The 23,502-nt window shown below is 67.2% G+C and carries 27 protein-coding genes; 11 read left to right on the top strand and 16 right to left on the bottom strand.

Features of this window, described 5'->3' with window-relative positions; translation table 11 throughout:
• Positions 1-9: 9 nt before the first annotated feature.
• From phnE to phnG, 11 genes are all read right to left on the bottom strand, one after another.
• Positions 10-816 (bottom strand): phosphonate ABC transporter, permease protein PhnE, encoded by an 807-nt coding sequence (gene phnE / locus AC07Z7_RS15955; RefSeq protein ID WP_252659789.1) that lies wholly within the window; start codon positions 814-816, stop codon positions 10-12.
• Between the two features lie 37 nt (positions 817-853).
• A complete protein-coding gene (gene phnD / locus AC07Z7_RS15950) occupies positions 854-1,801 on the bottom strand; it encodes a phosphonate ABC transporter substrate-binding protein (RefSeq protein WP_494766861.1) in 948 nt (315 codons plus the stop codon).
• Between the two features lie 45 nt (positions 1,802-1,846).
• The gene (phnC, locus tag AC07Z7_RS15945) at positions 1,847-2,707 is read right to left on the bottom strand and encodes a phosphonate ABC transporter ATP-binding protein (RefSeq protein ID WP_494766860.1); all 861 of its coding nucleotides are present in this window, start codon (positions 2,705-2,707) and stop codon (positions 1,847-1,849) included.
• A 205-nt stretch (positions 2,708-2,912) separates the two neighbouring features.
• Positions 2,913-4,067: an alpha-D-ribose 1-methylphosphonate 5-triphosphate diphosphatase gene (locus AC07Z7_RS15940; protein WP_494766859.1), complete on the bottom strand. Its 1,155-nt coding sequence runs from the start codon at positions 4,065-4,067 to the stop codon at positions 2,913-2,915.
• The gene (gene phnL / locus AC07Z7_RS15935; RefSeq protein WP_494766858.1) at positions 4,064-4,795 is read right to left on the bottom strand and encodes a phosphonate C-P lyase system protein PhnL; all 732 of its coding nucleotides are present in this window, start codon (positions 4,793-4,795) and stop codon (positions 4,064-4,066) included. The genes AC07Z7_RS15940 and phnL overlap by 4 nt, the downstream gene beginning before the upstream one ends.
• Positions 4,792-5,580, bottom strand: coding sequence for a phosphonate C-P lyase system protein PhnK (gene phnK / locus AC07Z7_RS15930; protein ID WP_252659784.1), 789 nt, complete (start codon positions 5,578-5,580; stop codon positions 4,792-4,794). Before phnK ends, phnL begins: the two co-directional genes overlap by 4 nt.
• Positions 5,577-6,038: a GNAT family N-acetyltransferase gene (locus AC07Z7_RS15925; RefSeq protein WP_494766857.1), complete on the bottom strand. Its 462-nt coding sequence runs from the start codon at positions 6,036-6,038 to the stop codon at positions 5,577-5,579. The genes phnK and AC07Z7_RS15925 overlap by 4 nt, the downstream gene beginning before the upstream one ends.
• On the bottom strand, positions 6,035-6,955 hold the full coding sequence (locus AC07Z7_RS15920) for an alpha-D-ribose 1-methylphosphonate 5-phosphate C-P-lyase PhnJ (RefSeq protein WP_494766856.1): 921 nt from the start codon (positions 6,953-6,955) through the stop codon (positions 6,035-6,037). Before AC07Z7_RS15920 ends, AC07Z7_RS15925 begins: the two co-directional genes overlap by 4 nt.
• On the bottom strand, positions 6,952-8,055 hold the full coding sequence (locus tag AC07Z7_RS15915; RefSeq protein ID WP_494766855.1) for a carbon-phosphorus lyase complex subunit: 1,104 nt from the start codon (positions 8,053-8,055) through the stop codon (positions 6,952-6,954). The genes AC07Z7_RS15920 and AC07Z7_RS15915 overlap by 4 nt, the downstream gene beginning before the upstream one ends.
• A gap of 2 nt (positions 8,056-8,057) precedes the next feature.
• Positions 8,058-8,696: a phosphonate C-P lyase system protein PhnH gene (gene phnH / locus AC07Z7_RS15910; RefSeq protein WP_494766854.1), complete on the bottom strand. Its 639-nt coding sequence runs from the start codon at positions 8,694-8,696 to the stop codon at positions 8,058-8,060.
• Positions 8,693-9,205 (bottom strand): phosphonate C-P lyase system protein PhnG, encoded by a 513-nt coding sequence (gene phnG / locus AC07Z7_RS15905; RefSeq protein ID WP_494766853.1) that lies wholly within the window; start codon positions 9,203-9,205, stop codon positions 8,693-8,695. The genes phnH and phnG overlap by 4 nt, the downstream gene beginning before the upstream one ends.
• Positions 9,206-9,280: 75 nt before the next feature.
• On the opposite strand from phnG, the gene phnF reads away from it, so the two are divergent.
• Genes phnF through AC07Z7_RS15880 form a run of 5 tightly spaced genes read left to right on the top strand, consistent with a single transcriptional unit; the run spans position 9,281 to position 13,047 of the window.
• Positions 9,281-10,063, top strand: coding sequence for a phosphonate metabolism transcriptional regulator PhnF (gene phnF, locus AC07Z7_RS15900; RefSeq protein WP_494766852.1), 783 nt, complete (start codon positions 9,281-9,283; stop codon positions 10,061-10,063).
• Complete coding sequence (locus AC07Z7_RS15895) at positions 10,050-10,778, top strand: DUF1045 domain-containing protein (protein ID WP_494766851.1); 729 nt, start codon at positions 10,050-10,052, stop codon at positions 10,776-10,778. Before phnF ends, AC07Z7_RS15895 begins: the two co-directional genes overlap by 14 nt.
• Positions 10,775-11,389 (top strand): phosphonate metabolism protein/1,5-bisphosphokinase (PRPP-forming) PhnN, encoded by a 615-nt coding sequence (gene phnN / locus AC07Z7_RS15890; RefSeq protein ID WP_252659772.1) that lies wholly within the window; start codon positions 10,775-10,777, stop codon positions 11,387-11,389. The genes AC07Z7_RS15895 and phnN overlap by 4 nt, the downstream gene beginning before the upstream one ends.
• Complete coding sequence (gene arsC, locus AC07Z7_RS15885; RefSeq protein WP_252659771.1) at positions 11,386-11,808, top strand: arsenate reductase (glutaredoxin); 423 nt, start codon at positions 11,386-11,388, stop codon at positions 11,806-11,808. Before phnN ends, arsC begins: the two co-directional genes overlap by 4 nt.
• A gap of 39 nt (positions 11,809-11,847) precedes the next feature.
• Positions 11,848-13,047: an MFS transporter gene (locus AC07Z7_RS15880; RefSeq protein ID WP_494766850.1), complete on the top strand. Its 1,200-nt coding sequence runs from the start codon at positions 11,848-11,850 to the stop codon at positions 13,045-13,047.
• Positions 13,048-13,051: 4 nt separating this feature from the next.
• On the opposite strand, the gene AC07Z7_RS15875 is transcribed toward AC07Z7_RS15880, so the two are convergent.
• The gene (locus AC07Z7_RS15875; RefSeq protein WP_494766849.1) at positions 13,052-13,726 is read right to left on the bottom strand and encodes a DNA-3-methyladenine glycosylase I; all 675 of its coding nucleotides are present in this window, start codon (positions 13,724-13,726) and stop codon (positions 13,052-13,054) included.
• An 82-nt stretch (positions 13,727-13,808) separates the two neighbouring features.
• Between AC07Z7_RS15875 and AC07Z7_RS15870 the strand changes: the two genes are divergently transcribed.
• Genes AC07Z7_RS15870 through AC07Z7_RS15860 form a run of 3 tightly spaced genes read left to right on the top strand, consistent with a single transcriptional unit; the run spans position 13,809 to position 16,094 of the window.
• Positions 13,809-14,981 carry an aminopeptidase gene (locus tag AC07Z7_RS15870; RefSeq protein ID WP_494766848.1) on the top strand — a complete coding sequence of 391 codons (1,173 nt, stop codon included), beginning with the start codon at positions 13,809-13,811 and terminating at the stop codon, positions 14,979-14,981.
• On the top strand, positions 14,974-15,381 hold the full coding sequence (locus tag AC07Z7_RS15865; RefSeq protein WP_252659767.1) for a polyhydroxyalkanoic acid system family protein: 408 nt from the start codon (positions 14,974-14,976) through the stop codon (positions 15,379-15,381). Before AC07Z7_RS15870 ends, AC07Z7_RS15865 begins: the two co-directional genes overlap by 8 nt.
• 8 nt (positions 15,382-15,389) lie before the next feature.
• Positions 15,390-16,094 carry a nitroreductase gene (locus AC07Z7_RS15860; protein ID WP_494766847.1) on the top strand — a complete coding sequence of 235 codons (705 nt, stop codon included), beginning with the start codon at positions 15,390-15,392 and terminating at the stop codon, positions 16,092-16,094.
• Between the two features lie 21 nt (positions 16,095-16,115).
• Here the strand turns inward: AC07Z7_RS15860 and ocd are convergent, their stop codons facing one another.
• Positions 16,116-17,177, bottom strand: a complete 1,062-nt coding sequence (ocd, locus tag AC07Z7_RS15855; protein WP_494766846.1) for an ornithine cyclodeaminase — start codon at positions 17,175-17,177, stop codon at positions 16,116-16,118.
• 198 nt (positions 17,178-17,375) lie between these two features.
• On the opposite strand from ocd, the gene AC07Z7_RS15850 reads away from it, so the two are divergent.
• On the top strand, positions 17,376-18,296 hold the full coding sequence (locus AC07Z7_RS15850) for a hydroxymethylglutaryl-CoA lyase (protein ID WP_494766845.1): 921 nt from the start codon (positions 17,376-17,378) through the stop codon (positions 18,294-18,296).
• Positions 18,297-18,361: 65 nt separating this feature from the next.
• On the opposite strand, the gene AC07Z7_RS15845 is transcribed toward AC07Z7_RS15850, so the two are convergent.
• A complete protein-coding gene (locus AC07Z7_RS15845) occupies positions 18,362-18,616 on the bottom strand; it encodes an acyl-CoA-binding protein (protein ID WP_494766844.1) in 255 nt (84 codons plus the stop codon).
• A 151-nt stretch (positions 18,617-18,767) separates the two neighbouring features.
• Here AC07Z7_RS15845 and AC07Z7_RS15840 point away from each other — a divergent pair, with 151 nt between their 5' ends.
• Positions 18,768-20,402, top strand: a complete 1,635-nt coding sequence (locus AC07Z7_RS15840) for a wax ester/triacylglycerol synthase family O-acyltransferase (protein ID WP_494766843.1) — start codon at positions 18,768-18,770, stop codon at positions 20,400-20,402.
• Between the two features lie 211 nt (positions 20,403-20,613).
• Here the strand turns inward: AC07Z7_RS15840 and AC07Z7_RS15835 are convergent, their stop codons facing one another.
• Positions 20,614-21,222, bottom strand: a complete 609-nt coding sequence (locus AC07Z7_RS15835; protein WP_494766842.1) for a TetR/AcrR family transcriptional regulator — start codon at positions 21,220-21,222, stop codon at positions 20,614-20,616.
• A gap of 89 nt (positions 21,223-21,311) precedes the next feature.
• On the opposite strand from AC07Z7_RS15835, the gene AC07Z7_RS15830 reads away from it, so the two are divergent.
• On the top strand, positions 21,312-21,779 hold the full coding sequence (locus tag AC07Z7_RS15830; RefSeq protein ID WP_094289230.1) for a nuclear transport factor 2 family protein: 468 nt from the start codon (positions 21,312-21,314) through the stop codon (positions 21,777-21,779).
• 72 nt (positions 21,780-21,851) lie between these two features.
• On the opposite strand, the gene AC07Z7_RS15825 is transcribed toward AC07Z7_RS15830, so the two are convergent.
• Positions 21,852-23,486 (bottom strand): tannase/feruloyl esterase family alpha/beta hydrolase, encoded by a 1,635-nt coding sequence (locus AC07Z7_RS15825; RefSeq protein WP_494766841.1) that lies wholly within the window; start codon positions 23,484-23,486, stop codon positions 21,852-21,854.
• Positions 23,487-23,502 lie beyond the last annotated feature (16 nt).

Below are 23,502 nucleotides of genomic sequence, written 5' to 3'. Positions count from 1 at the left end.
CTTTCCTTATCAGACCAAGGCCTTGCGGATGCGGGCCGACACCAGGTCGATCATGCTCACCGTGACCACGATGATGAGCATCACGGCGCAGGTCTCGGCGTACTGGAAGCCCCGGATGATTTCCCACAGCACCACGCCGATGCCACCAGCGCCGACCATGCCCACGACCGAGGCCGAGCGCACGTTGGCCTCGAAGCGGTAGAGCGTGTACGAGATCCACAGCGGCATGACCTGCGGGATCACGCCGTAGATGATTTCGTGCAGTGCGCTCGCACCGGTGGAACGGATGCCTTCCACCGGCTGTGGGTCAATCGCCTCCACGGCTTCGGAGAACAGCTTGGCCAAGGTGCCCGAGGTGTGGATCCACAGCGCCAGCACGCCCGCAAATGGCCCCAGGCCGACGGCCACCACGAACAGCATGGCAAACACCATTTCGTTGATGGCGCGGCACGCGTCGAGCACGCGGCGCACAGGCTGGTTCACCCACCAAGGCGCAATGTTGGACGAGGCCAGCAGCGCCAGCGGAATGGCCGTGACCACCGCGAGCGCCGTGCCCCACAGGGCAATCTGCAGCGTAACCAGCATCTCCTGCACGTAGATCGGCCACTGCGAGAAATTGGGCGGAAAGAACTCGGCCGCGTACTGGGCCATGTTGCCCGAGTCGCGGACGAGATCGAGCGGGCGCATGTCGGCGCCCTTCCACGAAGCGGCCAGCACCACGAGCAGGATGCCCCAGGAGAGATACCAGGCGAGGCTGCGCTTGGGCGCTGCAGTGCTCGCGAGGTTTGCGAGCGATGGGGTCAGTGCAGAAGACATGGTGGTGGCTGGCTGGACGCGCTGCTTGGGTACCGGCTTACTTCAGGGACGCCAGCTGCTGGTCGATCTCGGCCAGGCGGGTCTTCTTGTCGGCATCGGCCAAGGTGGCGTCGGCCTCGATCTTGTTGCGCTTGCCAAACAGGTCAAGCTGGCGGATGGGCATGAGCTGCGCGTTGGTCGAGGGCTTGAAGCCCGACAGCTTGGAGATCTTCATCACGATCTCCTTCTCGCGCGCATCGGTCTTGGCGTAGTTGTAGAAGAAGTCCTTGATCTTGGCCTTCAGCGGCTCAGGCAGGTCCTTGCGCATCACCAGCGGGTCCAGAGCAATCAGCGGCGAAGTCCAGACGATCTTGATGTCCTTGAACTTCTCGGGCTGGCGTTCCTTGATCTTTTCCAGGTTTTCGCTGTTGTTGGTGGCCACATCCACCTGCTTGTTGGCCACGGCCAGCGCGTTGGTCTCGTGGTTGGCGCTGCGCGTGATCTTGAAGTGCGTCTTCGCATCGATCTTGTTCTGCGCAAACGCGTAGTAGCCAGGCACCAGAAAGCCCGAGGTGGAGTTGGGGTCGCCATTGCCGAAGCTCAGCGACTTGCCGTTCTTGAGCACGTCGTCCAGGCTGGCCAGGGGGCTGTCCTTGTGCACGATCAGGTGCGAGTAGTAGCCCTGGGTGCCGTCGGCATTCACCATCTGCGCAAAGACTTCGCCGTTGGCGCGGTCCACGGCTTCCATCGCCGACTTGTTGCCCAGCCAGGCCACCTGCATCTTGTTGAAGCGCATGGCTTCGATCAGGCCTGCGTAGTCGGACGCGAAGAAGGCGTTGATCTTCAGGCCCGTCTGCTTGGCCATGTCGTCCAGCAGGGGCTGCCAGTCGGCCTTGAGGTTTTGCGTGGCCTCGGTCGAGATCATGCCGAAGTTGATGTCCTGGGCCAACGCGCCCGTGGTCAATCCCAGCCCGAGTGTCAGGGCAGCACACAGTTTCTTGAACATGTTGAAAGCTCCAGAGAAAGGAAATGAAGAGAACCGAATCACCGATCAGGCGGCCTGCACCATGGCGGGCGACCATTGGGGCGCAGGCACAGGTGCATGCGCAGGTGCAGGGTGGGCGCTGGATGCATCCGAGAGGATTTCGTCGGCCTGAACGCCATACAGGCCCCGCAGCAAAGCGGGCGTAAGGGCCGCCGAAGGGCCGTCGTACACCACCTGCCCATGGTGCAAGGCCACCACACGCGGGCAATACTTGATGGCCACATCCACCTGATGCAGCGACACAATGACGGTGCAGCGGTCTTCGCGGTTGATGCGCGCCAGGATGTCCATGACCTTGCGGGAGGATTCGGGGTCCAGCGAGGCGATGGGCTCGTCGGCCAGCACCACCTTGGCGCCCTGCACCAGCGTGCGGGCAATGGCCGCGCGCTGCTGCTGCCCGCCCGACAGGGTGGACGCACGCTGCGCGTGGCACTCGGCAATGCCCACGCGGTGCAGCGCTTCCAGCGCCAGCGCGCGCTCCTGCGGCTTGAACATGCGCAACCAGCCGCGCCACCAGGGCGTGCGGTGCAGCAGGCCCACCAGCACGTTCATCAACACGGGCAAGCGGTCCACCAGGTTGAACTGCTGGAACACAAAGCCCACCTGCGAACGCACCTTGCGGATGTCGCTGTGGATGCGTCCGCCCTGCTGCACGCAGCGGCCATCCACCTCGATCAGCGAATCGCTGGCCGCATCGGCTACCACCAGGCCCGCCACATGGCGCAGCAGGGTGGATTTGCCCGAGCCCGAGGCACCAATCAGCGCCACCATCTCGCCGCGTTGCACGGTGAGGTTGATGTCGCGCAGGGCGTGTTTGCCATTGGCGAAATGCTTGTTCAGTTGGTGGATGTGCAGTGCGGCGGTCATGGCAGCCTCCTTGGGGGGTTAATTCCGTTTCCAAATCATTCGTGTCTAGGCGCAAAGCCGCAGACAGTGCTGTAGCACGGCAAGGCGAAGCAACAACGACACGGATGATTTGGAAACGGAAGAAGTCGTCTAGACAACCGGAGTGTGGTTGCGGGGCGTGACAGTGCTTTGACAGTTGGGAGAAGTTTGGATGTCAGAGGTGGCCCTAGAGCACCCGCTGCCCTTCGCGCCACACGCCCCGCACCACGGCCTGGCGGCCGCCATCGGGTAGCTCGGCCATGTGCACCTGCACCAGGTCGGCCCGCAGGCCGGGCGCCAGCGCGCCCCGGTCCACCATGCCTGCCGCCTTGGCGGGGTTGCGGGTGACGGTGGCCACTGCCTGCGGCAGCGGCAGGATGTCGTCCTGTACCAGCCGCATCACCGCGCTCAGCAGGCTGCCGGGCACATAGTCGGACGAGAGGATGTCCAGCAGCCCCCTGCGCGCCAGGTCGGCCGCCGCCACGTTGCCCGAATGCGAACCACCGCGCACCACGTTGGGCCCGCCCATCACGGTGAGCAGCCCCCGCTCGTGCGCAGCCTGGGCTGCGGCCAGTGTGGTCGGGAACTCCGACATCGCGGCCCCTTCGGCATGGGCCTGCTCCACATGGGCCACCGTGGTGTCGTCGTGGCTGGCCAGCGAGATGCCGTGTGTGCGGCAGTAATCCACGAAGTACGCGCGGTGCGGCTCGGCGTACTGCGCCTGCAGTGTGGCCGCGTGCGCCACCTGGCGCTCGAACTTCTCGGCGCTCCAGCCTTTCTTGCCGGTGTAGTAGGTGCGCGCCTGCTCGATGTTCTCCCACTGGCGCTGACCCGGGGTGTGGTCCATCAGCGAGATCAGCGACAGGCGCGGGCGGCCGTGGAAGGGCTCGAACAGGTCGATGGTGTTGGGCGCGGGCAGCTCACAGCGCACATGCAGGTGGTGGTCGGCCCGCAGCAGGTTGCGCTCGGTGCAGGTGTCGATGGTGTCGAGCACGCGGTTCCAGGCGCTGCCGCGCAGGCTTTCCACATCGGCCTCGCCCACGCCCAGCGCGTCCAGCACCGTGGTGATGCCTGCAGCCGCAATCTCGGCGTCGTGCGCCAGCAGTGCGGGCATCTCGGCCCATTGCACCTTGGGTCGCGGCATCAGGTGGCGCTCGAAGTTGTCGGTGTGGATTTCGACCAGCCCGGGCAGCAGGTAGTCGCCCCCCAGGTCGATACCTTGCAAAGCTGAGGTGGCCCCGCTGTCCAGCGACGCAATGCGCCCGCCCTCCACCTGCAGGCTGCCCTGCACCACTTCGCCCGGCAGCACCATGCGGGCGTTCTTGAACACGGTCGCTGTCATGCCGATGCTCCCCGGAAGTCACCCACGTTCACGCGGCGCGTGGCCACGGCGGCCCCCACCTGCGCGTCGTGAAAAATGCCCACCAGGGCCGCGCCGCGCGCCACGGCCTCACGGATCATGGTGATCACGGTCTCGGTATTGGCCGCGTCGAGCGATGCGGTGGGCTCGTCCAGCAGCAGCAAAGGCTTGGGCTTGATCATGTTGCGGGCAATGTTGATGCGCTGCTGCTCCCCGCCCGAGAAGGTAGCGGGCGGCAGGTGCCACAGCCGCTCGGGAATGCGCAGGCGGGTCAACCACTGGCGGGCTGCCTCGCGCGCGGCCTCGATGCCCGTAGGGTCGTCGCCCGCGTCTTCGGCCAGCGGCTCGGCCACCACATCCAGGGCTGAAACGCGCGGAATGACCCGCAGGAACTGGCTCACATAGCCCACGGTGTCGCGCCGCAGCTGCACCAGCGCACGCGGCGTGGCCTGCGTCACATCCACCACGGCGCCGTCGGCCGAGCGCACGGTGATGCGGCCTGCATTGGCGCGGTAGTTGGCGTAGATCATCTTGAGCAGCGTGCTCTTGCCCATGCCCGAGGGTCCGTCCAGCACCACACATTCACCGGGCTGCACGGCCAGGTCCACGTGGGCGAGCACGGGCAGTTCGATGCCGTTCTGGTGGTGCAGGGTGAAGCGCTTGGCCACCCCTTGCATCTGGAGAATAGGCGTAATGGAAGGCTGGTTCATGGCTGCAGTACCGAAGAAACGAGGAGCTGGGTATAAGGGTGTTGCGGGTCGTCGAGCACCTGGTCGGTCAGGCCCGCTTCGACCACGCGGCCGCGTTGCATGACCACCATGCGGTGGGCCAGCAGGCGTGCCACGGCCAGGTCGTGCGTGACCACAATGGCCGCCAACTGCATCTGCCGCGTGAGCTGGCGCAGCAGGTCCAGCAGGCGCGCCTGCACTGATACATCGAGGCCCGAGGTGGGTTCGTCCATGAACACCAGGCGGGGCTGGGTGACGAGGTTGCGCGCAATCTGCAGGCGCTGGCGCATGCCGCCCGAAAACGTGCGCGGTGCATCGTCGATGCGCGCCGCATCGATCTCGACACGCTGCAGCCATTCCGTGGCCGTGGCGCGCAGGCGGCCGTAGTGGCGCTCGCCCAGGCCCATGAGGCGCTCGCCCACGTTGGCACCGGCGGATACATCCATGCGCAGGCCGTCTGCCGCGTTCTGGTGCACAAAGCCCCAGTCGGTGCGGGCCAGCAGGCGCTGCTGGGCTTCGGTCATGGCATAGATGTCCTGCAGCTCTCCGCTGCGCTGGCGGAACTGCACTGTGCCTTCGTCCGGGGCGCTGCGTGCTGCAATGGCATTGAGCAGCGTGGACTTGCCGGAGCCCGACTCGCCCACCACAGCGAGCACCTCGCCGGGCCACAGGTCGAAGGACGCGCCTTGCAGCGCCACGCGGTCGCCATAGCGCTTGCTGACGTTGCGCACGCTGAGCAGCGGCGCAGGAGGTTCGGGGTGATTCATGTGAGGGTCTCGACAACAAAGCTCAGGCCATGCTGCGCAAAGCCCAGGGATTCATAGAAGGCATGCGCGCCCTTGCGGCGGGCGTTGGACGAGAGCGCGAGCTTGTAGCAGCCCGCGTCGCGCGCCTGCTGCATGGCGTGGGCCATCATCTGGCGGCCAATGCCTCGGCCCTGCTGGTCCTGTGCCACTACCACGTCTTCCACGATGGCCGAGGGCGTGCCCCGGTGCGCCAGGTTGTGCATGACGAGCAGCGCATAGGTGCCCACCACAGCGCCGTGCTGCGCGGGGTCGCAGGCCACCCACAGGCGGTAGCTGGGGTAACGTGCGAACTGGGCCCACACGGCCTGGGCTTCTTCCAGGGTCAGCACGTCGGACGGGCTGTCTTCAATGGCGGCATACAGCACCAGCACGCTCTCCAGGTCGGCCTGCCGGGCTTCGCGAATGTGCACGGCGCTCATGCCGCGCCGCCTTCCACCTGCGCCGTTTCGGCCTGCTGCGCCTGGCGCTCGTGGCAGTAGTCCGAATCGGAACAGACATGCATGCGCCCGCCCTGGTCGTCGATGATGACCTCGTCCAGAAAGCTGTCGGTGGCGCCACACAGCGCGCAAGCAGCATCCCAGCGTTGCACCTCGAACGGGTGGTCCTCAAAACCAAGGCTCTCCACCGGCGTATAGGGCGGCACGGCATAGATGCGCTTTTCGCGGCCCGCGCCAAACAGCTGCAGCGCGGGGTTCATGTGCATCTTGGGGTTGTCGAACTTGGGGATGGGCGACGGCGCCATCACATAGCGGCCGTTGACCAGCACGGGGTAGTCGTAGGTGGTGGCAATGTGGCCGTAGCGCGCGATGTCTTCGTAGAGCTTGACGTGCATGAGCCCGTACTCGGCCAGGCCATGCAGAGTGCGCGTTTCGGTCTCCCGCGGCTCCAGGCGCTGCATGGGCTCGGGCACTGGCACCTGGTAGACGATGACCTGGCCTTCGGCCAGCGGTGTCTCGGGGATGCGGTGGCGCGTCTGGATCAGCGTGGCCTCGCGCGTGCGGGTGGTGGTCGCCACGGCCGTGGTGCGCTCGAAGAAGCGGCGGATGTTGACCGCGTTGACCGTGTCGTCCGATCCCTGGTCGATGACCTTGAGGCAGTCCTCTGGGCCGATGATGGACGCGGTGACCTGGATGCCGCCCGTGCCCCAGCCATAGGGCAGCGGCATTTCGCGGGAGCCAAACGGCACCTGGTAGCCGGGGATGGCCACGGCCTTGAGGATGGCGCGGCGGATCATGCGCTTGGTGCGCTCGTCCAGGTAGGCAAAGTTGAAGTGGCCGTCCACCGGTGCGGCGTCGGCGGGCAAGCCCATCACGGCGGGTTCCATGGGCGCGTTCATGCGGCATCCTCCTCGGCGGGGGTGGTGGGGTGGGCGGCAGCGGCGCGCATCTTGCGCACCAGCTCCAGTTCGGACTGAAAGTCCACGTAGTGCGGCAACTTCAGGTGCTGCACGAAGCCAGACGCCTCCAGGCTGTCGCTGTGGCCCAGCACAAATTCCTGCATCTGCGCGGGCGACTCCACCGGTTCACCCAGCTCATCGGCACGCAGGGCTCGGTCCACCAAGCTCATGGCCATCGCCTTGCGCTCGCTGTGGCCAAACGCCAGGCCATAGCCGCGCGTGAACTGCGGGGGCTGGCTCTTGCTGCCCGCAAACTGGTTCACCATTTCGCATTCGGTGATCTCGATGTCACCGATGTCGATGGCAAAGCCCAGCTCTTCGGGTTCGATCTCCACCGCCACCGTGCCCAGGCGCACCTCACCCACAAACGGGTGCGAGTGCGAGTAACCGCGCTGCGTGGAATACGCCATGGCGAGCAGGAAGCCCTCGTCGCCGCGCGCCAGGTTTTGCAGGCGCGTGGCCCGGTTGGCGGGAAAGCGCAGCGGCTCGCGGGTCAGGTCGGTGGGCGCGGGGTCGCCCGGGGGCACGGGGCGGGTCTCGATCAAGCCTTCCTGGTTGAGCAGGTCCACCACGCGCGGCGTGTGACCGGGGGGCACCGCCGCTGCCGCAGCGGCAGGTGGCGTCACCGTGCCTTCGGCCAGCAGCTTGAAGTCGAGCAGGCGCTGCGTGTAGTCGTAGGTGGGGCCCAGCACCTGGCCACCCGGCAGGTCCTTGAAGGTGGCGGAGATGCGCCGGTCCAGTGCCATGCGGCTGGTGTCCAGCGGGCAGGTGGTGCCCAGGCGCGGCAGCGTGGCACGGTAGGCGCGCAGCAAGAAGATGGCTTCCACCAAGTCGCCAGCGGCCTGCTTGATGGCGAGGGCCGCCAGTTCGGTGTCGTATACAGAGCCCTCGGTCATCACCCTGTCCACGGCCAGCTTGAGCTGCTGGCGGATCTGCGCCACCGAGAGTTCGGGCTGTGCGGCATCGCCCCGGCGCTGGCGCGCCAGCAACTGGTAGCTGTTGAGAATGGCGGCTTCTCCGCCTTTGACGGCTACGTACATGCTCAGGCCTCCTGAAGGGCAGTGGCACCGCGCGTTGCCCGCGTGGTGCGTGGCAGACCCACGATGTGGTCTGCAGTGGCCAGCAGCAGATCCACACCGCGTGGAAACACTCCATGGTTGGCCGCCCACTGGGCCTCGAAGTCGTCGGGCAAACCATCCACCTGCAAGGCCGCCACCTCCTGGATGCCGGGGCCACGCAAGTGCCACGCATCACTCGCGTCCACCGTGGTGGCGGCACGCGATACATCGACCACGCAAGTCGCTGACTGGTCGGGGTAGATGTCGGTGCCCAGGGCCAGACGGTTCAGGGCCGGCAGCGCATCACCCTGCGCCACCCACACAAAACGGGCTTGCGCAGCGTCGGCCACCAAAGTACAGCCTGTGTGAAAGCGCAGCCAGGCACCGGCATCACTGGCTACCAGCCTGGGCGAGAGCCACAGCGTGCATTCGCTGTCGAGCAGCGCCAGCAGCACGGCAGCCGATGCAGCATGCCCCACGGAGGGTGTCTGAGCGTCGTGCTCCACCGCCACCGTCCGGCCAGGATGCGACAGCGCCTGCAGCGCGGCGCGGAACACCGCCTGGCTGCCAAAGGCTTCGCTCGAGAATCCGGCACCCAGGGATGCCAAGGGGGTCGTGCTCATTCGGTCTCCTCATCGTTGTCAGAACCGCTCTCGCGCGCCACGGTAAAGAAGTCCACCTTGGTGCTGGCGGCACGGGCCTGGCGCTCGGCCTGGGTGGTGCGCAGGTGGGTGCGGATGGGTTCGAGCAGTTGTGCGTCCAGCACCGGTTGCTGAACAGGGTCTTGCAGCAGGGCGTCGGCCAGCGCGGCCAGTTGCACCTGCCGGTGCGAACGGCCCAGCACGTAGGCCACGCCTACAGTGGCCTCGGCAGCATCGGATGCATCGGTCACACGCAACGCGCAGCGGGTGACGGTGACCTCGCCGAGGTTGAAGCGCTCACCCGTGCCACCAGCGCGGCCCTGCACCATCATCAGGCCGGTCTCTGGCGCACGCAGCCAGCGCGCGGGGCGCGTGGCATGCTCGTGCAAGGCAGATTCGAGCAGCCCCAGCGGCGCCCGGGCCAGCAGCGCCATCCACTGCACGCGGCCCAGGGGGCGGCCCGGCCCCGGGTTGTCAAAGGCTTGAAACATGGAAGTGGTACCCTGAAAGTTGTATAGACAAATTGAACAACTGGCGCCAGCTTAAAGAGCGCGCATGTAGGTTTCATGACAGCCAGCACCACCTCCCTCCCGACCCCGTTGCAGGTACCGCAAGCACCACCACTGCGCCCTGCGCGCGACAGCTTCTGGACGCGCATAGCCGCCGAGCTGGCCGAGGCCATCGGCAGCGGCGTCTACCCGCCGGGCCAGCGCCTGCCCTCGGAACACGCGCTGGCCGAGCAGTTCGGCGTGAACCGCCACACCATCCGCCGCTCGCTCGCCAGCCTGTGCAGCCAGGGCCTGGTACGCATCACGCAGGGCAGCGGCACCTATGTGGAAGACTTTGCGGTGGACCTGGTGCTGGGCAAGCGCACGCGCCACCAGCAAGGTCTGGCGCAGGCCGGGCTGCGCGGTAGCCTGGTGGTGCTGCTGGCGCAGACCACGCGCGCCACCGCAGCGCTGGCCAAGGCGCTGCAGGTGCCCGCGCGCAGCCCGCTGCTGGCGCTGCGCGTGCGCGGCGATGCCGAGGGCCAGCCCCTGCACATCAGCGAGCGCTACTTTCCCCTGCCGCGCTTCGAAAATCTGGCGGCCGTGGTGCGCGAAACGGGCTCCATCACCGCAGGCTTCACCGCCCACGGCGTGGCCGACTACACGCGCCGCGAAAGCCGCATCACCGCCGAGCTGCCCAGCGCCGAAGTGGCCGCCCAGCTGCGCCAGCCCACCTCACGCCCTGTGCTGCAGGTAGAGAGCCTGAACGTGGACCTGGCAGGCACGCCCATCGAATGGGCCCGCGCCTGGTTTGCGGGCGACCGTGTGAAACTGACGATTGACCACAATGAACACGCCTGACATGCCACCCACCCACCACCGCTATGCGGTTTACTTTGCGCCCAACCCGGGCAGCCTGGGCTGGCTGGCCGGCAGCCACTGGCTGGGGCGCTGTGCCGCGCTGCTGCAGCCGCTGCAGCAGCTCGCCATCGACGGCGTGGCGGCCGACACGCTGCACCGCCTGACCGCAGCGCCCCGCCGCTACGGCTGGCACGCCACGCTCAAGGCGCCGTTTGCACTGGCGCCCGGCACCGACTGGATCACGCTGCACCAGGCCGTGCAGGAGGTGGCACGCGGGCTGCAACCCTTTGTGCTGCCGCCGCTGCAGGTGCAACGCATCGACGACTTTCTGGCGCTAGTGCCCCCGGCGCTGCACCCCGCCAATGCGCAGATCCAGGAGACCGCCGCCACCTGCGTGACGGCACTACAGCCCCTGGCCGCGCCCCTTTCTGACGCCGACCTGGCCCGGCGCCGTGCAGCCGGGCTCACCGCCCGGCAGGACGCGCTGCTACAGCAATGGGGCTACCCGTTTGTGCTGGACGAGTTCCGCTTTCACATGTCGCTCACCGGCAGCCTGGCGCAGGTAGACGCACCCACGCAGTCGCTGGTGTTCGAGGCCGCGCAGGAAATTTTCTCGGACCTTCCCATCCTCAAATTCAACAGCCTGGCCCTGTTCGCAGAGCCCACGCCCGGCGCGGACTTTGTGCTGCTGGACCATCTGGAGATGGGCGCATGACCACCGGTCGGTTGGTTTACTGCATGGGCCCCTCGGGTGCGGGCAAGGACAGCCTGCTGGACTGGCTGCGCGCCCACCTGCCCCAGCCCGGCCCCGTGCACTGGGCGCAGCGCACCATCAGCCGCTCCGCCATACCGGGCGGCGAAGCCCATGAAAGTGTTTCGCCAGAAACGTTTGTTGCTTTGCGCCACGAACTGGCCTTTGCCCTGCACTGGCAGGCCAACGGCCTGGGCTACGGCGTACGGCATGCACAACTGGCGCCGCTGGCGCAGGGCCACTGGGTGCTGCTCAATGGTTCGCGCGCCTACCTGCCCGAGGCCCTGGCGCGGTTCCCGGACCTGGTGGCTGTGCACATCACTGCCAGCCCGCAGGTGCTGCGCGAGCGCCTGCTGTCGCGGGGCCGCGAGACGAACGAAGAGGTGGAGGCCCGGGTGCAGCGCGCGCTGGCCTACACCCCGCCCCCGGGAGCCGCCAGCCTGGAGGTGCACAACGACGGCGCGCTGGGCGATGCGGGCCAGCGGCTGCTGAACGCGCTGGGAAATTTGCCGGGTTGGCCCGCACACAGTGGCAAACTTTCGCCCATTGCTCCCATCCTTTCCAGCACGCCATGACCACCATCACGATCTATCACAACCCCAAGTGCGGCACGTCCCGCAACACCCTCGCCATGATCCGCAACAGCGGCTTGGAGCCCGAGGTCATCGAATACCTGAAAGCCCCGCCCGACCGCGCCACGCTGGTGGCGCTGATTGCGGCGACCGGCGAGCCGGTGATCAACGCTGTGCGGACCAAGGAGGCGATCTTCGCCGAGCTGCAGCTGGACGCACCGGGCGTCACCGACGCCCAGCTCATCGACGCGATGCTGCAGCACCCCATCCTCATCAACCGTCCCATCGTGGTCACGCCCCTGGGCACGCGGCTGTGCCGCCCGTCCGAGAAGGTGCTGGACATCCTGCCCGCACCGCAGCAAGGTGCCTTCACCAAGGAGGATGGCGAAGTCGTCATCAACGCGCAGGGCCAGCGTGCCTGAGGCAATCTCGCGCGCCCCCACCATGGCCCACCGCGCGGCATGAGTGCCGCGTCACAACGCTGGACCGTGGCGCGCCTGGGCACGGCCCAGACGCTGGCCTGGGCCTCGTCCTACTACCTGCCCGCCATGCTGGCCGCGCCCATGGCGCGCGACCTGGGTGTGGCCACGCCCACCGTGTTCGCGGCGTTTTCGGTGGCGCTCATCGTGTCGGCGCTGCTCGGGCCCTTGGCGGGCCGGGCCATCGACCGCCATGGTGGCCGCCCGGTGCTGGTGGGCACCAACCTGTTGTTTGCAGCTGCTCTGGCGGGCATGGCCCTGGCGCAAGGCCCGGTGGGCCTGTTTGCCGCGTGGGTGCTGATGGGCGTGGCCATGGGCTCGGGCCTGTACGAGGCTGCGTTTGCCACGCTGGTGCGGCTGTACGGTCAGGGCGCACGCAGCGCCATTACCGGCATCACGCTGATCGCGGGGTTTGCCAGCACCGTGGGTTGGCCGCTGTCGGCCTGGATGGAGACGCAGTGGGGTTGGCGCGGCGCGTGCGCGGGCTGGGCCGCATTGCACTTGCTGGTGGGCGTGCCGCTTAATGGCTGGCTGCCCCGTGCCGACACCGCAAGGAAGCCGCACTCAACTTCGGCAGATGAACCTGTGGCGGACACTTCGGAACCGGCTGCACCCGCCCCGTCCACTGCCGCTCACCCGCTGCGCACCACCGTGCTGCTGTCCTTTGTGTTTGCCGTCACCTGGTTCACCAGTACCGCCATGGCGGCCCACCTGCCGCGCCTGCTGCAGGCCAGTGGCACATCGCTGCAGGCGGCAGTGGCAATGGCCGCGCTGGTGGGCCCTGCGCAGGTGGCTGCACGCCTGCTGGAGTTTGGCTTGCTGCGCCGCCTGCACCCGCTGCTGTCGGCCCAGCTGGCTGCCGCCACACACCCCGTGGGCGCGGGCCTGCTGATGGTGCTGGGCGGGCCTGCTGCCGCAGTATTTACCGTGCTGCACGGGGCAGGCAACGGGATACTGACCATTGCCAAGGGCACGCTGCCACTGGTGCTGTTTGGGCCAGCAGGCTATGGCGCCCGCCAGGGCCTGATGATGGTGCCCGCCCGCGTGGCGCAGGCTTTTGCACCGGTGCTGTTTGGCATGCTGCTGGACAGCGCCGGGGCAGCGGCCCTGTGGCTCACCACACTGCTGGGCCTGGCCGCGTTGGGAGCGCTGTGGCTGCTGCGTCCCGTAGCGCGGGTCTGAACGATCAGCCGCGCGGCACCACAAACGCCTTGCGCGCCGCGAGCGCTGCGGGGCGCGAGTGGCAGCCTTCCAGGTGGTCATTGACCAGCCCCATCGCCTGCATGAAGGCGTACACCGTGGTGGGGCCCACAAAACTCCAGCCACGCTTCTTCAGGTCCTTGGACATGGCCACCGATGCAGCCGACGTGGACAGGGTGCGCGCCACTTCACGCGTGAGGCGCTCCGGCCGGTCAGCAGCAGCGGGCTCGTAGCGCCAGGCGTAGTGCGCCAGCGAGCCGAACTCGCGCCGCAGCTCCAGCACGCGGCGCGCGTTGTTGATGGTGGACTCGATCTTGCCCCGGTGGCGCACGATGGCCGTGTCCTGCACCAGGCGCTCTACCTCGGCCGGGCCGAAGGCTGCCACCTGCTCGGCGTCGAAGTTCGCGAACGCGGCGCGAAAGCCCTCGCGCTTGTTCAGGATGGTGAGCCAGCTCAGGCCCGACTGAAAGCCCTCCAGGCAGATCTTCTCGAACAGCCGGCGGTCGTCTGCCACCGGAAAGCCCCACTCGGTATCGTGGTAGTGGCGGTACAGCGGCGTGGCCTGGCACCAGGTGCAACGCGGGCAACCGGTTTCGTCGGCGAACAGGCCGTCGGCCAGTGCGGGTGGGCGAGCAGGATCTTGAGCAGTCGGAGGGGTCATGCGCGGCATTCTAGAAACCACCACAGCCAGGCTGCTGACAGGGCGGGTACAAAGGGCCCGATCTGCCCATAAACTGCACTGCATGCGCCAGCCACTTCCCCGCCTGCGGGCCACCTTCAGCCTGATGTTTTGCCTGGTACTGGGCGGCTGCGCCAGCACCACCGGCCCCTCCAACGCGTGGGGCTACTACTGGCAGTCGCTGCGCGGGCACATGCAGATCCTGCATGCCGCAGAACCCATTGACGACTGGGTGGTGCGCAAAGACATCTCGCCCGCCCTGCGCGAGCGGCTGCAGCTGGCGCAACGTGCGCGGGCCTTTGCGGTCACCGAACTCGGCCTGCCCGACAACGCCAGCTACCGCCGCTATGCCGACCTGAAGCGCCCCGCTGCCGTATGGAACGTGGTCGCCGCACCGCCCTATTCGCTGACGCTGCACACCTGGTGCTTTCCGGTGACGGGCTGCATCGGCTACCGGGGCTACTTCACCGAGGCCGCAGCGCAGGCCGAAGCCGCCGAGCTGGCCGCGCAGGGCCTGGAGGTGGAGGTGTACGGCGTGCCTGCCTACTCCACGCTGGGTTACATGAACTGGGCGGGTGGCGACCCGCTGCTGTCCACCTTCATTGCCTGGCCCGAGGGCGACTTTGTGCGCCTGCTGTTCCACGAGCTGGCGCACCAGGTGGCCTATGCCAAGAACGACACCTTGTTCAACGAATCCTTTGCCACAGCGGTGGAGCGCATCGGCGTGGAGCAGTGGCTGGCCACGCAATCCACCCCCGCAGCGCGCGAAGCCTATGCCACCAGCGAGGCGCGGCGCAGCGCCTTCCGCGCGCTGACCCGGGCCACACGCGCTCACCTGGCTGCCATTTATGAGCAAAAAGAGGCCTCTGCGCGCGATGATCATGCGTTAGCAGCTATAAAAAGTGAAGCAATGCAGCGTTTCAGAGCGGACTACGCCGCGCTGCGCGAGCGCTGGCTGCAACCACAGGGCGGCGCCGCGCCCCAGGCCACCACCGCCCAGGTGGCCGGTTACGACCGCTGGGTGGCACAGGCCAACAACGCCAGCTTTGCGGCCCAGGCCGCCTACGACGAACTGGTTCCCGCATTCGAAGCCTTGTTTGAGCGCGAAGGCCGCGACTGGCCCCGGTTTTATGATGCCGTACGACAACTGGCGCAGCAGCCCCAGCCCGAGCGGCACGAGGCCCTGCGCGCCCTTATACCTGACCCCCAACACCTCAAGGAGACAGCCGGTGCCTGACATTCATATCCACCGCGAACACCACCTGGGCTTCAAGGAAGCCCGCAAGGTCGCCTTCTCCTGGGCCGAGAAGGCCGAAGAAAAGTTCGACATGGAATGCACCTACGAAGAGGGCGAGAAGGAAGACCTGCTCACCTTCACCCGCACCGGCGTCAAGGGCACGCTGCTGGTGGATGCCCACCAGTTCGAGATGAAGGCCCAACTGGGCTTTTTGCTGGGCGCCTTCAAGGACCGCATCGAGGCCGAGATTGGCGAGCAGCTGGACGCGCTGCTCAACGCGCCGCACCCCGCAACCAAGAAGCACGCCGCCGACAAGAAGAAACCGGCGGCAGACACCGAGGCTGGCAAGCCAGCCCCCAAGGCAACGGCCAAGCCTGCCGCCAAGGCCAAGAAGGCCTAACCACCGCCATGACTTCCACCGCGAACGAGGCCAGCGCCCACGGCCCGGCGTTTGACACCCTCTCCACGCTGCTCCACACCCGCTACAGCTGCCGCGCGTTTCTGCCCGAGCCGCTACCCCGCAGCACCATCGACGCCATCCTGGCCACTGCGCAGCGCACGGCATCGTGGTGCAATGCGCAGCCCTGGCAGCTCACCATTGCCAGCGGCGCCAAGCTGGAGCGCCTGCGCGGTGCACTGCAGGCGCACATGGCGGCCGCCGCTCCGGCTCCAGATCTGCCCTGGCCCCGCGAATACCGGGGCGTGTACCAGGAACGGCGGCGCGAATGCGGCTGGGGCCTGTACGAGGCTCTGGGCATTGCCAAGGGCGACCGCGAAGCCTCGGCGCGCCAGGCGGCGCAGAACTTCACCATGTTTGGCGCCCCGCATGTGGCCATCATCACCAGCGACGAGGCGCTGGGCGTGTATGGCGCGGTGGACTGCGGCGCCTATGTGAACAACTTCATGCTGGCCGCGCACAGCCTGGGCGTGGGCTCCATCGCGCAGGCCGCGCTCGCGTCCTACCCTGGCGTGCTGCGCGAGGTGCTGGGCATTGGCGAGGACCGCAGCATCGTCTGCGGCATTTCGTTTGGCAGGGCAGACCCTGCGCACCCGGCCAACCATTTCCGCACCACCCGTGCCGACCCGGGGAGTAGCGTGGTGTGGAGGGACTGAGAAGGGGTGACCGGACAGCCGTCAGGCCACAACGCGCAGCAAGGGGCTGCGCGTGCGCAACAACCCAAACAGGTTCTTGGGGTCTGACAACTCCGGAATGAGTTCAATGGGCTGGCCCATGTCCAGCTCGGCCGCCGCGTCGCGCAAGAAGCGCAGCGCAGAAAAGTCCTCCAGCGCAAAGCCCACGGAGTCGAACACGGTCACTGCGGTATCGCTGGCGCGCCCGCCGTGCTGCCCTGCCAGCACCTCCCACAACTCGGTCACCACAAAGTCGGCAGGCAGCTGCTGGATGTCGCCTTCGATGCGCGTTTGCGGCGCGTATTCCACAAACACCTGCGCCTGCCGCAAAACGTCGGCATGCAACTCGGTCTTGCCGGGGCAGTCGCCGCCCACCGCGTTGACGTGCATGCCGGGCGCCAGCAGGTCAGGGGTGAGGATGGTGGCGTTGGTCTTGTCGGCCGTCACCGTGGTCACAATGTCGGCGCCACGCACGGCCTCGGCCGTGCTGGAGCAGGCCACAGTACGCAGCCCGGTGCCTTGCAGGTTGGCCTGCAGCTTGGCGGTGGCGGCCGGGTCGGTATCAAACAGGCGAAGGGTGGTGATGCCCAAAAGGTGGTGAAACGCCAGCGCCTGGAACTCGCTCTGTGCGCCGTTGCCAATCAGCGCCATGGTGCGGCTGCCAGGCCGCGCCAGGGCGCGGGCGGCCACGGCCGACATGGCGGCGGTGCGCAAGGCAGTGGTGAGCGTGAGTTCGCTCAGCAGCAGCGGCGCGCCGGTGGCCACATCGGCCAGCACGCCAAACGCCATCACGGTGGGCAAACCCCAGCGTGTGTTCTTGGGGTGACCGTTGACGTACTTGAACGCATAGGTCTCACCGTCGGCAATGGGCATGAGTTCGATCACGCCGTCGCGCGAGTGGCTGGCCACGCGCGCTGATTTGTCGAAGGCCCCCCAGCGCAAAAAGTCGGCATGGATGTAATCTGCGATGCCGCGCAGGCAGGGCTCGACGCCCTTGCGCTGCACCAGTGCGATGACATCGGGGGCACTGAGGTAGCGGGTGGAAAAGTGCTGAGGGGCAGCCATGGTGTTTGTCTCCGGATGCGAATGAATGTGTCTCCAGGCAGTGTCCCGAAGCGCAAAAACAATAGGAATCGCCCAAACTGCTGCTTATTGCAGGGCTGTTTGCCGGTATGGCAACCCCAGTTGCCACTTTGCTCAAAACTCCCAGACCTCTCCCGGCGCCGCACGCGCTATCCTCTGCGGCTTCATTCGCCGAGCACCATGACGCCTCCAGAAATCCTCATCAGCGAAGTCGGCCCGCGCGATGGCCTGCAGTCCGTCCAGGCCACCATGCCCACGGCCGACAAACTGCGCTGGATCGACGCGCTGGTGGCGGCGGGCCTGCGCGAGATCGAAGTCGGCTCGTTCGTGCCCGCCCGCCTGCTGCCCCAGATGGCCGATGTGGCCGAAGTGGTGCGCCACGCCCTCACCCACCCTGGCATCACCGTGATGGCCCTGGCGCCCAACCTGCGCGGCGCCGAGGCGGCGCTGGCAGCAGGGGTGCACAAGGTCACCCTTCCGGTGTCGGCCAGCGCCGCCCATTCGCTGGCCAATGTGCGCAAGACACGCGAGGCCATGGTCGAAGAGGTGCGCGCCGTGGCGCAACTGCGCGACGCGCAGGCGCCCGGCGTGCTGGTGGAGGTGGGGCTGTCCACCGCTTTTGGCTGCACGATACAGGGCACGGTGGCCGAAGACGATGTGATCTGGCTGGCTGGCTTGTGCGCCGAGGCGGGCGCGGACGAAGTGGGCCTGTCGGACACCACCGGCATGGCCAACCCGGCGCAGGTGCGCCGCCTGTTCACGCGCCTGCGGGCCGAGCTCGGCGCCAAGGCCGGGGCGGCCCACATGCACAACACCCGGGGGCTGGGCCTGGCCAATTGCCTGGCTGCCTACGACGTGGGGGTGCGCACCTTTGATGCGTCGCTGGGCGGGCTGGGCGGCTGCCCCTATGCGCCGGGCGCCTCGGGCAATGTGGTGACCGAAGACCTGGTGTTCATGTTTGAGGCCATGGGCATCACCACGGGGGTGGACCTGGAGCGCCTGATGGCCGCGCGCGCGCCGCTGCAGGCGGGGCTGCCGGGCGAGCCGGTCTATGGGATGACGCCGGAGGCGGGATTGCCCAAGGGGTGGGTTCAGCGTTAGACCGCCGCTGCACCCAAAGAAAAAGGCGACCTTGGTCGCCTTTTTCTTTGGAGAGACCCGCCGTATCAGCTCAGCGAGGTGATCAGGTCCACATACTGCTGCTTGGCGTCGTCGGAGCCCGTGCCCTTGAGCTTTTCCCAGGCGTCCCACTTGGCGCGGCCCACCATGTCGGAGAAGCTGGGCTTCTTCTCGGTGTTGTCACCGGCGGTGGCTTGCTTGTACAGCGCGTATATCTTGAGCAGCGTCGCGTTGTCGGGACGCTCGCTCAGGTTCTTGGAATTGGCCACAGCGGCTTCGAAGGTGGCGTTGAGGTCGGCCATGTCAGTGTGCTCCTGGGAATGTTTTGGGGGGAGGGAAAAAACGGTGTCGGCAAGGGTTTGCTGCGTTGTATCTTACGGGCTGAGCACGGCCCGGGGCCGCTCAATCCATAGAGGCAAGCCCCCAAAAAATCAAACAATAGGTGTACATCTGATGGTGACCCGCATTCCAGCCCCCCGCAAAGCCGCCCCCGGCCACAGCACGAGTCCCCTGCGCACCCTGCGCGACCAGGGGCCTGAGGTGGCGCGCAAGGCCGCCCAGGCCCTGCCCCCCGCAGCCCGCAAGGCCGCCACCGTGGTCCAGAAGAACGTACGCCGCGCGGCCACCGGCATGCTGGGCCTGTCCGGCGAGCGCATGAGCAAGGTGGATACCGCCTGGCTGCGCATGGATTCGCACAGCAACCTGATGATGATCAACGGCGTGTGGACCCTGTCGCCCGGCATCACCTGGGAGGCCCTGTGCGAACGCGTGCAGCAGCGCTTGCTGCAGTACCCGCGTTTTCGTCAGCGCGTGGTGGAAGACGCGGCGGGCGCCACCTGGGTGGAGGATAAAAATTTCGACATCGCCGCCCATGTGCTGCGCGAAAAGCTGCCCCACCGCAAAGGCCAGAGCATGCAGCGCGCGCTGCAAGACCGCGTGGGTGAACTCGCCATGCAGCCGCTCGATACCCGCCGCCCGCTGTGGCAGATGCACCTGATCGAAGACTTTGTGGGCGACGACGGAGCAAAGGGTAGCGCACTCATCGTGCGCATCCACCACTGCATTGCCGACGGCATTGCCCTCATCTCGGTGACCATGTCGCTGGTGGATGGCGGCTCTGAGCCCCCCAAGCGCAAGGCGCGAACAGGCAAGGAAGCCGCCACCGCCGAGGACTGGATTGCGGATGCCCTGATCAAGCCCTTCACCGGCCTCACCGTGAAGGCGCTGGACCTGGCGGGCGACAGCGCGGCCAAGTCGTTGCAGATGCTGGGTGACCCAGAGAAAGCCATGCAGCATGGGCTCTCGGGCACGGCCGACATGGCCCGCGTGGCCTACCAGCTCGTCAGTGATGCCGCGGCGCTGGCGCTCATGCCCGACGACTCGCCCACCCGCCTCAAGGGCCAGCCCGGCAGCGCCAAGCGCGTGGCGTGGTGCCCACCGATCCCGCTCGAAGAAGTCAAGGCCATCGGCAAGGCGCTCAACTGCTCCATCAACGATGTGCTGCTGTCCTGCGTGGCCGGCGCCATCGGCGGCTACCTGCGCAGCCAGGGCGACGACCCCACGGGCCAGGAGATCCGCGCCATGATCCCGGTGAACCTGCGCCCCATGGAAGAGGCCTGGAAGCTGGGCAACCGCTTTGGCCTGGTACCGCTGGTGCTGCCGATTGGCGTGGCCAACCCCATTGAGCGCGTGTACGAAGTGCGCAAGCGCATGAACGCACTCAAGGGCAGCACCCAGCCCATCCTGGCGTTTGCCATGCTGGCGGTGGCGGGGCTGATGATCAAGCCCGCGCAGGACGCACTGCTCAACCTGTTTGGCCGCAAGACCACGGCCGTGATGACCAACGTGCCCGGCCCCAAGGAGCAGCTCACGCTGTGCGGGTCGCGCGTCACGCAATGCATGTTCTGGGTGCCACAGTCGGGCGACATTGGCCTGGGGGTCTCCATCCTCAGTTACGGCGGCGGTGTGCAGTTTGGCGTGATCACCGACACCACCCTGTGCCCCGAGCCGCAGCAGATCATCGATGCTTTTGCACCCGAGTTCGACCAGCTTTCACTGCTCACGCTGATGCTGCCCTGGGGCGAGTAGCCGCCTGTGCGCTGCGGCCCAGGGCGCACTGGCGGGCTCGTAGTGCATCCATGAGAGAGAAGACAGCAGGCCTAGGTCATGCGCCCCGGCCCGGCGAGAGCCCATGCGCAGCGCCCAACAGCCCCCGCCTGGAGCGCAAAGGGAATGCAATGGGTCACCGGCTGGACTGAAGTCGCCAACCCCATGGACGGCTTCGTGCCAGCCGCAGTGCTCACACGGCGCGAGGGGATGGCGCTGGCACCAAAGCCTCCACAAGACGGGACACGGTGGCGACCACCACCTTGACGGGCTCGCCCATCTGCACGCGCACGATGGCGCCCTCCACCACCAGGGTGAGCGCCTGCGCATCCTGCGCACGGTGGGCTGGCGCAGGCAACAGGCCCGCCAGCAATGCCGTCATGTCGCGCTTGTGGCGCTGCGCAATCTCCAGCACCTCAGGCACGGTGTCTCCCAGCTCGCTCACGCTGTTGATGAAGGCGCAGCCCCGAAAGTGCTCGCTGCCCAACCATTCCGCCAAGGCGGGCGCCAAGGCCCGCGTGCGGTCCGCACCTGCAGGCAGCGCGTGGGCATGGCGCTGCAGCGCATCGCCAAACCAGGCCATCCAGCCCGTGTGCCGGTACTCCAGATACGCACAGATCAGGTCGTTCTTGCTCGGGAAATGCCGGTAGAAGGTCACCTTGGTCACGCCGGACTCCGCGATCACGCGGTCGATGCCCGTGGCGCGGATGCCGTCCCGGTAGAACAGCGCATGGGCCGTGTGCAGCAGGCGGTCTCGGGCGGGCAGGTCCTGCCAGCCAGGGGGGATTGGATCAAAGGTCATTCGCTCATTGTAGACAGACCTGTCTACATAGCCTTATGATAGCGAGTAGACAGACCTGTCTACATCCACCCTTCACCTTCGAGGTCCCCATGGAAACACGCCCACCTTTGCCCCCCTTTACACAACACACCGCCATCCAGAAGGTGCGCCTGGCCGAAGACGGCTGGAACTCGCGCGACCCCGCGCGCGTGGCCCTGGCCTACACCGAAGACACACGCTGGCGCAACCGCGCCGAGTTCCCTGTGGGCCGCGACGCCGCTCGGCAGCTGCTGGAGCGCAAGTGGGCGCGCGAACTGGACTACCGCCTCATCAAGGAGCTGTGGGCGTTCAGCGGCCACCGCATCGCTGTGCGTTTTGCCTACGAATGGCATGACGACGCAGGCCAGTGGTACCGCAGCTATGGCAACGAGAACTGGGAATTCAACGACGACGGTCTGATGGCCGTGCGCCACGCCAGCATCAACGACCGCCCCATCCAGGCCGCAGACCGGTTGTTCTTCTGGCCTCTCGGGCGCCGGCCGGACGACCATCCGGGGTTGAGCGACCTGGGGCTGTGAAACCGCCAAGGCCCCATGCAGCGGCCAAAGGGCGCGCCCCGGTGGGGCACGCCTTTGCTCCACCCAGCGCGCTCAGGTCGCAGAGCAGGTGAAGCTCTCGGCCTTGGCCGGGTCACCCGTGCCGTTGTAGCGCGGGAACTGCGGGTACTCGCACACCGGGCGCTGCGCCACGGGGGTGGTGGTGCCGGGCGCGAACTTGGTGGCCACCAGTTTGTCGGGCGCCGTGCCCTTTTCCACCCAGGCGTCCATGGCGGCGAGCAGGTCGATGGAACGGGGTTCGGTCCCCACGCCGTCCAGGTCGTGCCCGTTGGAGGGCGAGGTGACCATGCGTGCAAAGCTCTGCACCTTGCTGGCGCCCAGGCGCTGCTTCACAGTGTCGAAGTATTCCACCGTTCGGTACAGCGACACGCAGGTGTCGCCCAGGCCGTACCAGATCAGCAGCTTGCCGCCGTTGTCGGCAAAGGCGGAGATGTCCGGGTCCGTGCCATCGATCATCTCGGCCAGGCGGCGGTACTGGGCCTGGTACTGGGTCGGATCGTGGGTCAGGATGTTCGCGTTGGGGTTGCCCTCCACCAGGCGCGCGGCTTCGGTCACGGCCATGTGGTTGAACGAATCGGGCGCGTCGAAGCTGGTGCCGAACATGTACGACTGCCAGTCCGACGTGGACGCGCCGCCCCGGCCAAAGCGCGGGTAGCCCACCGCGCCGCGCGACAGGGTCACGGGCGTCTTGTGGTCGCTGTAAATGAGGCGGATGGATTCGATCTGGCCGGCCGTCAGGCAGCTGTCGTTGTCGGCGCCCTGGCACAGCAGGTCGGTGGGCACGTAGTTGCAGGCCTCGACGTTGCCGATGATGCCGTCCTTCAGACCGTCCAGCCCGTCGCACGCGGCCGTCTCGGCCTTGGCGTAGAGCGCGATCTTGGCGGGGCTCATCCAGTTGTCGCGGCTCTTGAAGATGTGGCGCAGCACCGTGGGGCCCAGGTTGACCTGGTGCGCCTGCTGGGCGATGGCGGGCTCCATGGCCACCACGCCGTCGTAGTCCTTGGGGTACTTCTGCGTGGAGATCAGACCTGAGCGCCCGCCGTTGGAATGGCCCATGTGGTAGCGCCGCACGGGGCGCTTGCCGTAGAACTCGGTGGCAATGGCGGTGCCCACCTCCAGCACGAAATGGTTGGCGTCGAATGCGTGGTTGCGCAGCGCCACATCACTGTTGCCCCAGGCAAAGCCGCGCACCTGGTGGCCGGAGTCGGAGCTGATCTTCACATACGGATTGGCCGAGGGGCCCACGAGCTGCTGGTACCACGGGTCGTCGGTGGGGATGAAGCCGTCGAAGCCGCCGCCGCCAATGGTCAGCGTCTTGCCGTTCCACTGCGCCAGCGTGGGCAGCTCCACCGCCCAGTGGATGGTGGACTCGGGCGAGGACACGATCTGGCCGCGCACGATGCACACGTCGGGCAATGTGCCCTCAGCCTTGCGCAGCTCGGTGCGGGTGACCTTGGCGCCATGGGGCAAGGCGGTGGATGCGTAGGCGGCACAGGCCTCAGCCAGGGGTTTGCTGGCCAGCGGTGGGATGGCGTCGCTGCCGCCGCCGCAGGCGGTCAGGGCCACGGCGACCGCAGCACCCAGGGTGCAGGCTGCGGTCCATCGCCCTGCGCGTACCAGGGCGTGGCGCCGGGGCGCCGCAGAGAGGGAGTGAGGATGGGGGAACATGCGAGGGTCTCCTGTT

The sequence above is a fragment of the Acidovorax sp. GW101-11A03 genome (genome assembly GCF_059424825.1).
The sequence above is the reverse complement of the archived record's forward strand: the minus strand, read 5'-3'. Positions and strand labels throughout refer to the sequence as shown.